We start from the raw sequence: 14,203 nt of genomic DNA, 5'->3' as shown, positions 1-14,203 counted from the left end.
GGGTCTTCGTGCGCGTCCTCATATGCGTCCCGCCTTCCGCTGGGTGGCCAGCAGCCAGATCAGGTACCCGCCGCCGAGCATGCCGGTGATCACGCCCACCGCGAGCTGCCGTCCCGCGAAGAGGTTCTGGGCGGCCCAGTCGGCCGTCACCAGCAGGACCGCTCCCATGCAGGCGGCGGGGACGAGGTTGGGGCCGGGGGTGCGGGTGAGGCGCTTGGCGAGCTGGGGCGCGGTGAGCGCCACGAAGGAGACCGGCCCGGCGCAGGCCGCGGCGAAGGAGGTCAGCACGACGGCGGCCCCCAGCAGCACGGCGCGGGACCGCTCGACGCGGACGCCCAGGGCGTGGGCGGCGTCGTCGCCCATCTCCGTCATCACCAGGCTGCGCCCGTAGCCGATGACGACGACCGGCCCCAGCACCGTCAGGGCGATGAGCAGGGGGGTGAGTTCGGGCCAGCCGCGGCCGTCGAGGCTGCCGGTCATCCACAGGATCGCGCGGGACGCCTCCATCAGCTTGCCGCGGGTGATCAGGTAGCTGTTGACGCCGGTGAGCATCGCCATGACGCCGATGCCGGTGAGGACCAGGCGGTAGCCGTGGACGCCCCGGCGCCAGGCGAGGGCGTAGATCAGCGCCCCGGTCAGCAGGCCGCCGACGACGGCGCCGCCGGCCAGGGCGGCGCTGCTGCCGCCGGCGAGGACGACCAGGAGGGCTCCGGTGGAGGCCCCCTGGGTGAGGCCGAGCATGTCGGGGCTGCCGAGCGGATTGCGCACCACGGACTGGAAGACCGCTCCGGCCAGCCCGAGGGAGGCTCCGACCAGGAGCGCGGCCAGCACCCGGGGCAGCCGCAGCTCGTTGACGATGAAGTCCTGGGAGGGGGTGCCGCCGCCGGTGAGGGTGGTGAGCACCTCGGCGGGGTCCATGGGGTAGTCGCCGCTGCCGATGGTGACGACGCCGACGACCAGGGCCCCCAGCAGGCAGCCGGCCGCGGCCGCCAGGGTCCGGGGGCGGTAGCGCAGGCTGAGGGCCTGTCCGACACGGAGGGTCCTCATACCGCCGCCACCTTCCGCCGCCGCAGGATGTAGAGGAAGAGGGGGCCGCCCAGGACGGCGGTGACGACACCGACCTGGAGTTCGCCGGGACGGCCCAGGAGCCGGCCGAGCACGTCGGAGCCGAGCAGCAGCACGGGGGCGAGCACCGCGCAGTAGGGCAGCATCCAGCGCAGGTCGGGGCCGGTGACGGCGCGGACGAGGTGGGGGACCATCAGACCGACGAAGACGATGGGGCCGGCGGCCGCGGTGGCGGCGCCGCACAGCAGGGTGATGGCCACGATGGAGGCGATGCGCACCCGCTCGGGCCGGGAGCCCAGGGCGCGGGCCTGGTCCTCGCCGAGCGCCAGGGCGTTGAGCGGGCGGGCCAGCGCGAGGGCGGTCAGTACGCCGGCGGCCATCCACGGCAGCACCTGCACGACGGTGTCCGTCCGGGCCGTGGCCAGCGAGCCGACGGTCCAGAAGCGCATCCGCTCCAGCGAGGCGCTGTCCATGATCATCGCCGCGTTGACGTAGGAGAACAGGGCGGCGTTGAGCGCGGCACCGGCCAGGGCCAGCCGCGCCGGGGTGGCGCCGCGCCCGCCGCCGATCGTGTAGACGAGGACGGAGACGGCGGCGGCGCCGACCATGGCGAAGCCCACGTAGCCGGTGAATCCCGTCACGCCGAGGAAGGTGATGCCGGTGACGACGGCCGCCGACGCACCGGCGTTGATGCCCAGCAGTCCGGGGTCGGCCAGCGGATTGCGGGTGAGGGCCTGCATCACCGCTCCGGCCAGGCCGAGCGCGACACCGATCAGCAGCCCGAGCAGGGTGCGCGGCAGCCGCATCTCGTGGACCACGGCCCAGGTGGGCGAGGTGCTGTCGAAGAGGCCGTCCCAGACCTGGCCCGCCGACAGCGACCGGGCGCCGAAGCCCAGGCTCAGCAGCAGCAGGACGAACAGGACCGCCACGGCACCGGCCAGACCGGCGGAGCGCAGGGCGTTCCGGGACCCGGGAGGACGGCTCCCGGCGGGAGGCGGCGGCTCCGCTGCCGCGCCCCGCCGTGCGGGCGGTGACTTGATCACTGACACGTGCGGACTCCGGTGGTGCCGGGGTGGACGCCCCCTTGGGCTCGGACTTTGGTTAGGTTAACCTAACAGCCGCGAACGGGGGTCCGACCCTTCGCATCCATGTGCGTTTGCTAGAGAGGCACAGCCATGTCCCACGCAAGAACCGTCAACCTCTCCCGTCGGGGCCTCCTCGCGGCAGGCGGCGCCCTCGGTCTGGGCGCCCTGCTCTCGGCGTGCGGGGACGACGGCGGTTCGGGGACGGCGGGCGCGGCCTCCGGCAAGGACGGCGGGCCCTGGTCCTTCACCGACGACCGCAAGCAGAAGGTCACCGCCGACAGGGCGCCCGAGCGCATCGTGGCGTTCACCGGGACCGCCGCGGCCCTCGCCGACTTCGGCCTGAAGGACAGGATCGTCGGCGTCTTCGGCGAGACGACCCTGGAGGACGGCTCGGCCCACCCGCAGGCCGGCGACCTGGACGTGAAGAAGATCGAGGTCATCGGCAACGTCTGGGGCGAGTTCGACATCGAGAAGTACGCGGCGCTGAACCCCGAGTTGCTGGTCACCCACCAGTACGACGAGGGCTCGCTGTGGTACGTGCCGGACGAGAGCAAGGACAAGATCCTCAAGCTCGCCCCCAGCGTCGCCGTCCAGGTGGCCAACGTCTCCCTGCTCAAGCCCATCCAGCGCTACGCCGAGCTGGCCGAGTCCCTCGGCGCCGACCTGAAGTCCCGGCAGGTCACCGACGCCAAGGCCCGTTTCGAGGCGGCGGCCGAGAAGCTCCGCAGGGCCGCCAAGGCCGGCGACGGGCTGCGGGTGCTGGCGGCCTCCGGCAGCGCGGACTACTTCTACGTCTCCACCCCCGCCCCCGCGGCCGACCTGAAGTACTTCGCCGAGCTCGGCGTGAACTTCGTCGTCCCCAAGGACATCGAGGCCTCCGGCGGGTACTTCGAGAGCCTCAGCTGGGAGAACGCCGGCCAGTACGAGGCGGATCTGATCATCCTCGACAACCGCGACACCGCGCTGCAGCCCAAGGACCTGGAGTCCAAGCCGACCTGGACGGCGCTCCCGGCCGTCAAGGCCGGCCAGGTCGCCGAGTGGGACCCGGTCCCGCGCTTCTCCTACCAGGGCGCCGCCCCGCTGCTGGAGAACCTGGCCGAGGCCATCGGCAAGGCCAGGAAGCTCGGCTGACGCCGGGTGCGGGCGCCGGCGGGCGCCCGCACCCGCTCCCTCCCCGACCGCGCAGGACAGCCACCTCCGAGAAGGAGCCCCGCAGATGACGCCGCGCACCGCCGTCCCGCCCGCCCCCCGGCCGGCGCCGCCCCGCCGCCCCGCCGCTCGTGCACAGTCGCCGTTCCGCTTCTTCGACGCCGCGGTGGTGCGCCGCCGGCGGCTCGGGGCGTCCCTGGTCCGGATCACCTTCGGCGGCGAGCAGCTGCGGGAGTTCGCCGGCGGCGGCAGGGACCAGAGCCTCTCGCTCTTCCTGCCGCACCCCGGCCAGACCGAACCGGTCGTCCCGGTGGAGCTGGGCGACGCCTGGTTCGCCGCCTGGCGGGCCACGGACCCCGCGGTGCGCGCCGTCATGCGCTCCTACACGGTGGCCGGGCAGCGCCCCGGGGAGGGCGAGGTGGACATCGACTTCGTACTGCACGGCGACACCGGGCCCGCCACCCGGTGGGCGCGCGGCGCGCTGCCGGGGGACCGGGTGCGCATGCTGGGGCCGCGGACGGCGGAGAACAAGAGCGTCGGCTTCCGCCTGCCGCCGGACGCCGACTGGGTGCTGCTGGCGGCGGACGAGACGGCGCTGCCCGCCGTCGAGGGCATCCTGGCCTGGCTGCCCGCGGGGATCCGGGTGCGGGCGTGGATCGAGGTGCCGCGGGCGCAGGACGTCCGCGACCTGCCCACCGCCGCCGACGCCGGGATCACCTGGCTGCCCAGGGAGGGCGAGCAGCGGCACGGACTGGTGGCCGACGCCGTGCGCGCGGCCGCGCTGCCCGGCGGCGACCCGTACGCGTGGGTGGCCGGGGAGTCGGGCGCGGTGCGGGCGCTGCGCCGCCACCTGGTGCACGAACGCGGTCTCGCCCGCGGCCGGGTGTCCTTCTCCGGCTACTGGCGGCTGGGGGCCTCCGAGGAGGACCTGCGCACCGAGGCGCTCGCCGGAGCCGCCTGAGGCGGAGCGGCCTCGCGTGGAGCCCCGCGCACCGGGAGAGGTACGCGGGGCTCCCACATGATCAGTTGTAACTTAGGATAGGCTTACCTAACTAAAAGCCCCCGATCCGGAGGACCTTCGCGTGAGCCCCCAGGGACCCACCTCCCCCCTCGCTCTTGCCGACGCGGCCGGCCGCCCCGCCGGCGATCCCCGCTCCCACCTGCTGAACAACGCCACCGCCGAGGAGTACCGGCGCCTGGTGTCCGACAGCGTGGCGCGGGTCGCCCGGACCATCGCCGGAACCGGCCGTCCGTTCACCGGAGTCACCCCCGAGGAGCTGGCGCCCGTGGTGGACGCCATCGACCTCGACCGGCCCCTGGGCGATGCCGCCGCGGCCCTCGACGAGCTGGAGCGGGTCTACCTCCGCGACGCGGTCTACTTCCACCACCCCCGTTACCTGGCCCACCTCAACTGCCCGGTGGTGCTCCCCGCCCTCCTGGGCGAGGCCGTCCTCTCCGCCGTCAACTCCTCCCTGGACACCTGGGACCAGAGCGCGGGCGGCACCTTGATGGAGCGCCGGCTCATCGACTGGACGGCCGCCCGCATCGGTCTGGGCCGGGCCGCCGACGGCGTCTTCACCAGCGGCGGCACCCAGTCCAACGTGCAGGCCCTGCTGCTGGCCCGCGAGGAGGCGTTCCGGACCCTGCGGAAGAACTCCGCGACCCCGCCGCCGGTCTCCGCGATGCTGCCCACGCTGCGCGTCCTGGCCTCCGAGGCCGCCCACTTCTCCGTCCTCAAGGGCGCCAAGATCCTCGGCCTGGAGCCGGAGGCCGTCATCTCCGTCCCCTGCGACCCCTCCCGCCGGATGCGCACCGACGCCCTCGCCCGCGAGCTGCGCCGCTGCCGCGAGGAGGGGCTGACGGTGATGGCCGTCTCGGCCACCGCCGGCACGACCGACTTCGGCTCCATCGACCCCCTCCCGGAGATCGCCGACCTGTGCGCGCAGTACGGGACGTGGTTCCACGTCGACGCCGCCTACGGCTGCGGGCTGCTGGCCTCCCCCACCCGCCGCCACCTGCTGGACGGCATCGAACGGGCCGACTCGGTCACCGTGGACTACCACAAGTCCTTCTTCCAGCCGGTCAGTTCCAGCGCCGTGGTCGTCCGTGACGGCACCGCCCTGCGGCACGCCACGTACCACGCGGACTACCTCAACCCGGCCCGCAGCGCCGAGAAGCAGATCCCCAACCAGGTCGACAAGTCGATCCAGACCACCCGGCGCTTCGACGCCCTCAAACTCTGGCTGACCCTGCGCGTCATGGGCGCCGACGCCGTGGGCGAACTCTTCGACCGGGTCGTGGACCTGGCCGCCGACGCCTGGCGGCTGCTGGAGGACGACCCCCGCTTCGCGGTCGTCACCGAGCCCACCCTCTCCACCCTGGTCTTCCGCTACGTCCCCGCCCGCGCCGGGGACGACGGCCCGGTCCCGGACGAGACGGCCGTGGACCTGGCCAACCTCCACGCCCGCGAGGCGATCGCCGCCTCCGGCGAGGCCGTGGTCGCCGCGACGGTGGTGGACGGCCGCCACCACCTGAAGTTCACGCTGCTCAACCCGGAGACCACGCTGGACGACATCCGCGCCGTCCTGGACCTGCTCGCCGCGCACGCCGAGGACCACCTCGCCGGCAGCGCCGCCCGCCTCACCGGCACACCCGCCGCCTGACACCCCCTCACACGGAGACGACGTGTCCACCCAGCACGACTTCATAGCCATCGGGCTCGGCCCCTTCAACCTGGGCCTGGCCTGTCTCACCGAGCCGATCGACGACCTCGACGGCCTCTTCCTGGAGCGTCGCGCGGAGTTCACCTGGCACCCCGGCATGCTGCTGGACGGGGTCACCCTGCAGACGCCCTTCATGGCCGACCTGGTGACCATGGCCGACCCGACCTCCCCGTACTCCTTCCTCAACTACCTCAAGCAGTCCGGGCGGCTGTACCCGTTCTACATCCGTGAGAACTTCTATCCGCTGCGCGCCGAGTACAACGCCTACTGCCGCTGGGTCGCCGCCCGGCTCTCCTCGGTCCGCTTCGGGAAGGAGGCCGTCGCCACCTCCTACGACGAGGGCGACGGCCTCTACACCGTCACCGTCCGCGACACCGCGACCGGCGAGCACACCGAGTACCGCGCCCGCCACCTGGTGGTCGGCACCGGCACCCCGCCCTACGTGCCCGAGGCCTGCGAGGGACTGGGCGGCGACATGATCCACAACTCCCGCTACCTGGAGCACCGGGAGGCCCTGAAGGCCAAGCGGAGCATCACCGTCGTCGGCAGCGGCCAGAGCGCCGCCGAGATCTACCACGACCTGCTGTCGGACATCGACGCCCGCGGCTACCGGCTGAACTGGGTCACCCGCTCCCCGCGGTTCTTCCCGCTGGAGTACACCAAGCTGACGCTGGAGATGACCTCCCCGGACTACGTCGACTACTTCCACGCCCTGCCGGAGGCCACCCGCCACCGGCTGGAGGGGGAGCAGAAGGGGCTCTTCAAGGGCATCAACTCCGACCTCATCGACGGCATCTTCGACCTGCTGTACGCCAAGAGCGTCAACGGCCCCGTCCCCACCCGGCTGCTGACCAACACCGCCCTCGCCTCCGCCTCCCACGACGAGGCGAGCGGCACCTACACCCTGGGCCTCCACCAGGTCGAGCAGGACAAGGAGTTCACCCTCACCACCGAGGGCCTGGTCCTGGCCACCGGCTACCGCCACCGCGAACCGGCCTTCCTCGGCGGCGTCCGCGACCGGCTCCGCTACGACGGCTCGGGCCGCTTCGACGTCGCCCGCAACTACAGCATCGACGTCACCGGCCGCGGCGTCTTCCTGCAGAACGGCGCCGTCCACGCCCACAGCGTCACCTCGCCGGACCTGGGCATGGGCCCGTACCGCAACTCCTGCATCATCCGCGACATCCTGGGCCGCGAGGTCTACCCGGTCGAGAAGTCCATCGCCTTCCAGGACTTCGGCGCCCCCGAGGGGGGCATCGCGTGAGCGACGTCCTCTTCCACCGCGAGGACCCCGGGCTGGGCGGGTTCTCCGTGGTCACCCTCGACCCCCGCGCCGACGCCCCCCTGCTGCACTCCTGGGTGACCCACCCCAAGGCCGCGTACTGGCTGATGCAGGACGCCGACGAGGCGCAGGTCGCCCACGAGTACGAGAAGATCGCCGAGCACCCGCACCACGACGCCTTCCTGGGCCTGCACCGGGGCCGCCCGGCATTCCTCGTCGAGCGCTACGACCCCGCCCACGTGGAGCTCGCCGGCCTGTACGACCACCAGGCGGGCGACGTCGGCATGCACTTCCTCACCGCGCCGTCCGACCGGCCCGTCCACGGCTTCACCCGGGCCGTGATCACCACGGTGATGGCGATGCTCTTCGCCGATCCGGCCACCCGGCGCGTGGTCGTCGAACCCGACGTCCGCAACACCGCGGTGCACGCCCTCAACGCCGCCGTCGGCTTCGAGGTCGTCGGGACGATCGCCAAGCCCGAGAAGGAAGCCCTGCTCAGCATCTGCACCCGCCGGCAGTTCGAGGAAGCCGTACGAGGAGCCGCCCTGTGACCCCCTCCCCCCGCCCCACCGCGGGCCCCGCACCGCTGCCCGCCCCGCACGAGGCCGTGGCCCACCTGACCCCCGGCAACTGGGACACCGCGGTGCGGCTGCTGCTGCGCAAGGCCCTGTCGGAGTTCTCGCACGAGCGCCTGCTCTCCCCCACCGCGCTGGGTGCCGGGCACTACGCCGTCACCAGCGACGACGGCACCGTCGAGTACCGCTTCACCGCCCGGCTGATGGCGCTCGACCACTGGCAGATCGACGCCGACAGCATCACCCGCCGGCGCGACGGCGCCGAGGTGCCCCTGGACGGGCTCGCCTTCTTCACCGAGTTCCGCGGCACCCTCGGACTGAGCGACGAGGTCCTCCCCGTCTACCTGGAGGAGGTCAGCTCCACCCTCGCCGGGACCGCGTACAAGCTGGCGAAGAAGCCCGTCACCGCCGAGGAGCTGGCCGGCGCCGACTTCCAGGCGATCGAGACCGGCATGACCGAGGGCCACCCCTGCTTCGTCGCCAACAACGGCCGGCTCGGCTTCGGCGCCCACGAGTACCTGGCCTACGCCCCCGAGGCGGCCTCCCCGGTGCGGCTGCTGTGGGTGGCCGCCCACCGCGACCACACCACCTTCACCTGCTCGGACGACACCGACTACGAGACGCTGGTGCGCGCCGAGCTCGGCGAGGCCACCGTGGACCGCTTCGCCTCCGTGCTGCGCGGCCTGGGCCTGGACCCGGCGGACTACCTGCTGATACCGGTCCACCCCTGGCAGTGGTGGAACAAGCTCGCCGTGACCTTCTCCGCCGAGGTCGCCCGGCGGCGCATCGTCCCGCTGGGCGAGGGCGGGGACGAGTACCTGGCCCAGCAGTCCATCCGGACCTTCTTCAACACCAGCGACCCGGCCAAGCACTACGTCAAGACGGCGCTGTCCGTGCTCAACATGGGCTTCATGCGGGGCCTGTCCGCCGCCTACATGGAGGCCACCCCGGCCATCAACGACTGGCTGGCCGACCTGATCGCCGGCGACCCCGTGCTGCGCGCCACCGGGCTGAGCGTCATCCGCGAGCACGCCGCCGTCGGCTACCGCCACCCGGGGTACGAGGCCGCCACCGACCGCTACTCGCCCTACCGCAAGATGCTCGCGGCCCTGTGGCGGGAGAGCCCCGTGCCGCAGCTGGCCGAGGGGCAGCGGCTGGCCACCATGGCCTCCCTGCTCCACGTCGACCGCGACGGGGGCTCGCTGGCCGCCGCGCTGATCGCCCGCTCCGGGCTGGACCCCGAGGAGTGGCTGGGCCGCTACCTGGACGCCTACCTCACCCCGCTGCTGCACAGCTTCTACGCCCACGACCTGGTGTACATGCCGCACGGCGAGAACGTCATCCTCGTCCTGGAGGACGACGCCGTGGCCCGGGCGGTGTTCAAGGACATCGCCGAGGAGATCGTGGTGATGGACCCGGACGTGCCGCTGCCGCCCGCGGTGGAGCGCATCCGCGCCGAGGTGCCCGAGGACATGAGGCTGCTGTCGATCCTCACGGACGTCTTCGACTGCTTCCTGCGCCACCTGGGCGCGATCCTCGCGGACCGGGGGGTGCTGACCGAGGAGGCCTTCTGGCGCACCGTCGCCGGGGCGGTGACGCGCTACCAGGAGTCCGTGCCGGAGCTGGCCGAGCGCTTCGAGCGGTACGACATCTTCGCCGAGGAGTTCGCCCTGTCCTGCCTCAACCGGCTCCAGCTGCGCAACAACCGGCAGATGGTGGACCTGGCCGACCCCTCCGGGGCGCTCCAGCTCGTCGGCACCCTGAGGAACCCCATCGCCCCCTACGCACCCGCGAGGTCCTGAGGCGCCATGACGACGACCGACCCGGCCGCCGGGGCGGCCGCCCCGTTCCCCGGTCCGGCCCCCGGCCCCGGGCCCGTCCCCGACGTCCCCGACGCCGGGCCGGGGGGCGGGCACCCGGCCCGCTGGGCGATCCTGGCCGTCGTCTGCCTGGCCGAGCTGGTGGTGGTGCTCGACAACACCGTGCTCAACGTGGCGATCCCCTCGCTCACCTCCGAGCTGGGGGCGTCCACCGCCGACGTGCAGTGGATGATCAACGCCTACGCGCTGGTACAGGCGGGCCTGCTGCTGGCTGCGGGCAGCGCAGCCGACCGCTACGGCCGCAAGCGGATGCTGCTGGCCGGGCTGGCCCTGTTCGGGGCCGGTTCGCTCGCCGCCGGTCTCGCCACCTCCGCCGGCGGGCTCATCGCGGCCCGCGCGGGGATGGGCGTGGGCGCGGCGCTGCTGCTGACCACCACGCTCGCCGTGGTGATGCAGGTCTTCGAGGCCGAGGAGCGGACGAAGGCGATCGGCGTGTGGGGGGCCGTCAACGCCCTCGCCTACGCCGCCGGCCCGGTCGTCGGCGGAGCGGTGCTCGGCCACTACTGGTGGGGGGCGATCTTCCTGATCAACATCCCGGTGGTGCTGCTCGGCCTCGCCGCCGTCGCCGTCCTGGTTCCCGAGAGCCGCGAACCGCACGCCGGCCGGCCGGACCTGCCGGGCGTGGCGCTCTCCGTCGTCGGCATGACCTCGGTGGTCTACGCCGTCATCACCGGGCCGGAGGAGGGCTGGACGTCGCCGGGGGTCCTCGTCCCGGCCCTGCTCGGCGCCGCCGTGCTGGGCGCCTTCGTCCTGTGGGAGCGCCGCGCCGAGCATCCGATGCTCGACATGGCCCTGTTCCGCGAGCGCCGCTTCACCGGGGCCGTGACGGGCGTCGTGCTGATCACCTTCGGCAGCGGCGGCGCCCTGTACCTGCTCACCCAGCAGTTCCAGTTCGTCCGCGGCGACTCCCCGCTCGAGGCCGGGACGAACCTGGCCCCCTTCGCCCTGACCGTGGTGCTGGTGAACTTCACCGGTGCCTCCGCCCGGCTCATCGCCCGTCTGGGCCTGCCGCTCGCGATCGCCTCCGGCATGGCGGTGATGGCCGCCGGGCTCGCCCTCGTCGCCCTCGTCGGCGACGGCGGCTACGGCGGGGTGCTGGCCGGCCTGGTCCTGATGGGGGCGGGCTGCGGCGTGGCCAACCCGGCGATCGCCGAGGCCGTCATGGGTGCGATCCCCAAGGAGAGGGCGGGCGCGGGCGCGGGCGTCAACGGGACGCTGTCGGAGATGGGCACCGGGCTGGGCGTGGCCGTGCTCGGTGCCGTCCTCGTCTCCCGGTTCACCGCCCTGCTGCCGGACTCGGCGGGCGCCGCCGAGTCGCTGCCCGCCGCGCTGGCGCGGGCCGCCGGCGCGGCGGAGCGCGCGGTGGTGGGTGAGGCGTTCGCCTCGGGGCTGCGCACCGGCCAGCTGACCGGTGCGGCCGCGGTGCTGCTGGGCGGCTGCGCGGCCGGACTGCTGCTGGGCCGCGCCGCGCGGCCGCGGCGGCGCGGGGAACTCCGGGACTCCGTACGGGAGGGGACGGGATGAGGGGGACGGACACGGGAACCTACCGGGACGGGTGGGGCGTCCCGCACCTGCGCGCGGACAGCGCCGACGAGTTGGCCCGGGCCCAGGGGCGCAACGCGGCGGTGGACCGCGCCTGGCAGATCGAGGTCGAGCGGCACCGCGCCCGGGGCACCACGGCGGCGTTCCTCGGGCCGGCCGCCGTCGCGTGGGACCGGTTCGCGCGGCAGGCGTGTCTGGAGGACACCGCCCGGCGCTGCATGGACACCCTGGAGCGCGACGACCCGAGGACCGCCGCGTGGGTGCGCGCCTACGTCGACGGAGTCAACGACGGCCTCGCCGAAGGGGCCGGGAGGGCGCCGGAGTTCGCCGCGGTCGGCCTCTCCCCCGGCACCTGGCGGCCGTGGACGCCGCTGGCCGTCTGGCTCTCCACGCACATCCTGTTCGCCGGGTTCCCCGCCAAGTTCTGGCGCGAGGCCGTCGCCCGCCGCCTCGGTCCCGAGTGGGTCGGGGTGTTCGCCACCGACGGTCCCGGAACCTCCGGCAGCAACGGCTGGCTGGTGACCGGGGAGCGCACCGCCACCGGTGCCGCGGTCATCGCCGGGGATCCCCACCGGTTCGTCGAGGACCCCGGCGTCTACCAGCAGATCCGGCTGGCCTGCCCGGAGTTCGACGTCGTCGGGCTCGCCGTCCCCGGCGTCCCCGGCATCGCCCACTTCGGCCACACCGGCCGCGTGGCCTGGGCCATCACCAACGCCATGGCCGACTACCAGGACCTGTACCGCGAGCGGCTCCGGCGCACCGGACCGGACGGGACCGGGGTGGAGGCCCTGGGCCCGGACGGCTGGCGGCCCGCCGTCCGCCGCACCGGGACGATCGAGGTGGCCGGGGCGGACCCGGTGGCGGTCGAGGTGATCGAGACCGAGCGCGGTCCGGTGATCGTCGACGGCCCCGAGGCCGACGCCTGGTGCGCCGAGGCCGCGGACGGCGGGGACCTCCCGGACGGCGCGGACGGCGCCGGCACCCGCTGGGCGATCAGCCTGCGCCATCCGCCGCGCGTCCGCGGCGACCTCGGCTTCGGCGTGCTGCCCGCCCTGCTGCGGGCCCGCAGCGCGGCCGAGGTGGACCGGGCCCTGGAAGGCTGGGTGGAACCGGTCAACGTCGTCCTGGCCGCCGACACCGCCGGCGGGACCCTGCACCGGGTGGCGGGCGCCGTACCGGTGCGCCACCCGGACAACCGGCTGCGGATCGTGCCCGCCTGGGACCCCGCCCACGCCTGGCGGGGCTGGTACGGGCCGATGCCGCGCGCCCGCGTCGAGGGGGTGGCGGTCATGGCCAACCAGCGGGGGATCGCCGCGCCGCTCGGTGTGGAGTTCGCTCCTGCGCACCGGGCCGCGCGCATCCGGGAGCTGCTGGAGGAGTCGGACCGCTGGTCCGCCGGCGCCATGGCCGCCGTCCACCGGGACACCCTGCTGGCCTCGGCCGCCCCGCTGCTGGCCCTGCTGGAGGACGCGGAGGCCCCGGAGGGGCCCGGCGGCCCGGGGCAGGAGCCGGGCCGCGCCGTCCGCGGGCTGCGGGAGCGGCTGCTGCGCTGGGACCGCCGCATGGACGCCGGCAGCGCCGACGCCGCGGCGTTCGCCGCCGTCCGCGCCGGAACCGTACGGCGGCTGGCGGACCATCCGCTGCTGCGCCCCCTCGCGGACCTCCCGCCCCTGCCGGAGGTGCTGCGTCCCTGGCTCGCGCTCGTGCCGCGCGTCGGCTACGCCCTGGAGCACCTGCTGGTGACGGAGCGGCTGCCGCTCGCGGACCGGGTCGGGGCGGTGCGGGCGGCCCTGGAGGAGGAGGCGGCGCGCCGGGCCGCGGCGGACGGGCCGCCCGCGCGGTGGGGGGACACGCACCGGCTCGCCCCGTGGCAGGCCCTGCCGGACGGGCCCGCCGGATCCTCCGGGGCGGACGGCGGTCCCGGCCCGTGGCCGGGCCTGTCCGGCGACCACGACTGCGTGCAGGCCTCCTCCAGCGTGCCCGGCGTCACCGACCTGTGCTTCCGGGCCTCCGCGGCCCGCTTCGTGTGGGACCTCGCCGACCGGGAGAACAGCGCCTGGGTGGTGCCGCTGGGCGCCTCGGGCGTCCCCGGGCACCCGCACCACCGCGACCAGCTCCCCCTGTGGCTACGCTGCGAACTCGCCCCCGTCGTCACCCGCTGGGACCGGCTCGCCCCGGAACCGGCCGGGCCGCACGACGCACCGTCCGACCGAGGAGAACCGTGACCTCCGACGCCGTCCCCCCGCCCGACTCCGCCGGGGCTCCCGCGCCCCGGCGCCGCGCGGCCGTGCACGAGACCCGTGTCGACGGTTTCGGCACGGTCCGCGTCGTCCCCGTGGACCCCGCCCGCGACACCGATCTGCTGTACCGCTGGGTGACCCAGGAGCGGGCCCGCTTCTGGGGGATGCTCGACCACACCCGCGAGCAGGTCCGGGAGATCTACGAGCACCTGGACTCCCTGTCCACGCACCACGCCTACCTGATCCACCGCGACGACCGGCCGGTCGCGCTCTTCCAGACCTACCGGCCGGAGGCCGACCCGATCGGCGAGTACTACGACGTGCGGCCCGGGGACTTCGGCTTCCACCTGATGGTCGGCCCCGCCGAGGGCGAGCCGGAGCCGGGCTTCACCGGCACGCTGGTGACCGTCTTCCTCACCCACGTGCTGGCCGAGGACCCCGGCCGCAGGCGGATCGTCGCCGAACCCGACGCCCGCAACGAGAGGGCCCAGGCGCGTCTGGTGCGGGCCGGGTTCGTCCTCGGGCCCGAGGTGCGGCTGCCGCACAAGCGGGCCCGGCTGGCCTTCCTGGACCGGGACTCCTTCCTCTCCCGCACCACCCGCTGAGTCCGGTGCCGGCGGCGCGCGGGGGGCCGGTACGGCGCGCGGCCGCGGTGCGGAGGG

11 protein-coding genes are annotated in these 14,203 nt (G+C 74.3%); 9 read left to right on the top strand and 2 right to left on the bottom strand.

Annotated features, from left to right (window positions below):
* Positions 1–18: 18 nt before the first annotated feature.
* Complete coding sequence (locus ACFSJS_RS07945) at positions 19–1,047, bottom strand: FecCD family ABC transporter permease (protein ID WP_380898269.1); 1,029 nt, start codon at positions 1,045–1,047, stop codon at positions 19–21.
* On the bottom strand, positions 1,044–2,108 hold the full coding sequence (locus ACFSJS_RS07940) for a FecCD family ABC transporter permease (protein WP_380898343.1): 1,065 nt from the start codon (positions 2,106–2,108) through the stop codon (positions 1,044–1,046). Before ACFSJS_RS07940 ends, ACFSJS_RS07945 begins: the two co-directional genes overlap by 4 nt.
* Before the next feature lie 132 nt (positions 2,109–2,240).
* Here ACFSJS_RS07940 and ACFSJS_RS07935 point away from each other — a divergent pair, with 132 nt between their 5' ends.
* The 9 genes from ACFSJS_RS07935 to ACFSJS_RS07895 all read left to right on the top strand — a co-directional run bounded on the left by ACFSJS_RS07935 (position 2,241) and on the right by ACFSJS_RS07895 (position 14,146).
* Positions 2,241–3,281 carry an ABC transporter substrate-binding protein gene (locus ACFSJS_RS07935; RefSeq protein ID WP_380898267.1) on the top strand — a complete coding sequence of 347 codons (1,041 nt, stop codon included), beginning with the start codon at positions 2,241–2,243 and terminating at the stop codon, positions 3,279–3,281.
* An 85-nt stretch (positions 3,282–3,366) separates the two neighbouring features.
* Positions 3,367–4,260 (top strand): siderophore-interacting protein, encoded by an 894-nt coding sequence (locus tag ACFSJS_RS07930; protein ID WP_380898265.1) that lies wholly within the window; start codon positions 3,367–3,369, stop codon positions 4,258–4,260.
* Positions 4,261–4,459: 199 nt separating this feature from the next.
* On the top strand, positions 4,460–5,962 hold the full coding sequence (locus tag ACFSJS_RS07925; protein WP_380898341.1) for a pyridoxal phosphate-dependent decarboxylase family protein: 1,503 nt from the start codon (positions 4,460–4,462) through the stop codon (positions 5,960–5,962).
* Positions 5,963–5,984: 22 nt separating this feature from the next.
* Positions 5,985–7,286: a lysine N(6)-hydroxylase/L-ornithine N(5)-oxygenase family protein gene (locus tag ACFSJS_RS07920; protein ID WP_380898263.1), complete on the top strand. Its 1,302-nt coding sequence runs from the start codon at positions 5,985–5,987 to the stop codon at positions 7,284–7,286.
* Positions 7,283–7,855 (top strand): GNAT family N-acetyltransferase, encoded by a 573-nt coding sequence (locus tag ACFSJS_RS07915; protein ID WP_380898261.1) that lies wholly within the window; start codon positions 7,283–7,285, stop codon positions 7,853–7,855. The genes ACFSJS_RS07920 and ACFSJS_RS07915 overlap by 4 nt, the downstream gene beginning before the upstream one ends.
* On the top strand, positions 7,852–9,681 hold the full coding sequence (locus ACFSJS_RS07910) for an IucA/IucC family protein (protein WP_380898259.1): 1,830 nt from the start codon (positions 7,852–7,854) through the stop codon (positions 9,679–9,681). The genes ACFSJS_RS07915 and ACFSJS_RS07910 overlap by 4 nt, the downstream gene beginning before the upstream one ends.
* A gap of 6 nt (positions 9,682–9,687) precedes the next feature.
* Positions 9,688–11,283 (top strand): MFS transporter, encoded by a 1,596-nt coding sequence (locus tag ACFSJS_RS07905; RefSeq protein ID WP_380898257.1) that lies wholly within the window; start codon positions 9,688–9,690, stop codon positions 11,281–11,283.
* On the top strand, positions 11,280–13,526 hold the full coding sequence (locus tag ACFSJS_RS07900) for a penicillin acylase family protein (RefSeq protein WP_380898255.1): 2,247 nt from the start codon (positions 11,280–11,282) through the stop codon (positions 13,524–13,526). Before ACFSJS_RS07905 ends, ACFSJS_RS07900 begins: the two co-directional genes overlap by 4 nt.
* Positions 13,523–14,146 carry a GNAT family N-acetyltransferase gene (locus tag ACFSJS_RS07895; RefSeq protein ID WP_380898253.1) on the top strand — a complete coding sequence of 208 codons (624 nt, stop codon included), beginning with the start codon at positions 13,523–13,525 and terminating at the stop codon, positions 14,144–14,146. Before ACFSJS_RS07900 ends, ACFSJS_RS07895 begins: the two co-directional genes overlap by 4 nt.
* The last annotated feature ends 57 nt before the right edge of the window (positions 14,147–14,203 follow it).

The sequence above is a fragment of the Streptomyces desertarenae genome (genome assembly GCF_042681365.1).
Lineage (GTDB): Bacteria > Actinomycetota > Actinomycetes > Streptomycetales > Streptomycetaceae > Streptomyces > Streptomyces desertarenae.
The sequence above is the reverse complement of the archived record's forward strand: the minus strand, read 5'-3'. Positions and strand labels throughout refer to the sequence as shown.

Bases quoted from the DNA above. Each gene is read 5' to 3' on its own strand.
- ACFSJS_RS07900 (WP_380898255.1), top strand. From the start codon at position 11,280: ATGAGGGGGACGGACACGGGAACCTACCGGGACGGGTGGGGCGTCCCG.
- ACFSJS_RS07935 (WP_380898267.1), top strand. From the start codon at position 2,241: ATGTCCCACGCAAGAACCGTCAACCTCTCCCGTCGGGGCCTCCTCGCG.
- ACFSJS_RS07905 (WP_380898257.1), top strand. From the start codon at position 9,688: ATGACGACGACCGACCCGGCCGCCGGGGCGGCCGCCCCGTTCCCCGGT.
- ACFSJS_RS07945 (WP_380898269.1), bottom strand. From the start codon at position 1,047: ATGAGGACCCTCCGTGTCGGACAGGCCCTCAGCCTGCGCTACCGCCCC.
- ACFSJS_RS07930 (WP_380898265.1), top strand. From the start codon at position 3,367: ATGACGCCGCGCACCGCCGTCCCGCCCGCCCCCCGGCCGGCGCCGCCC.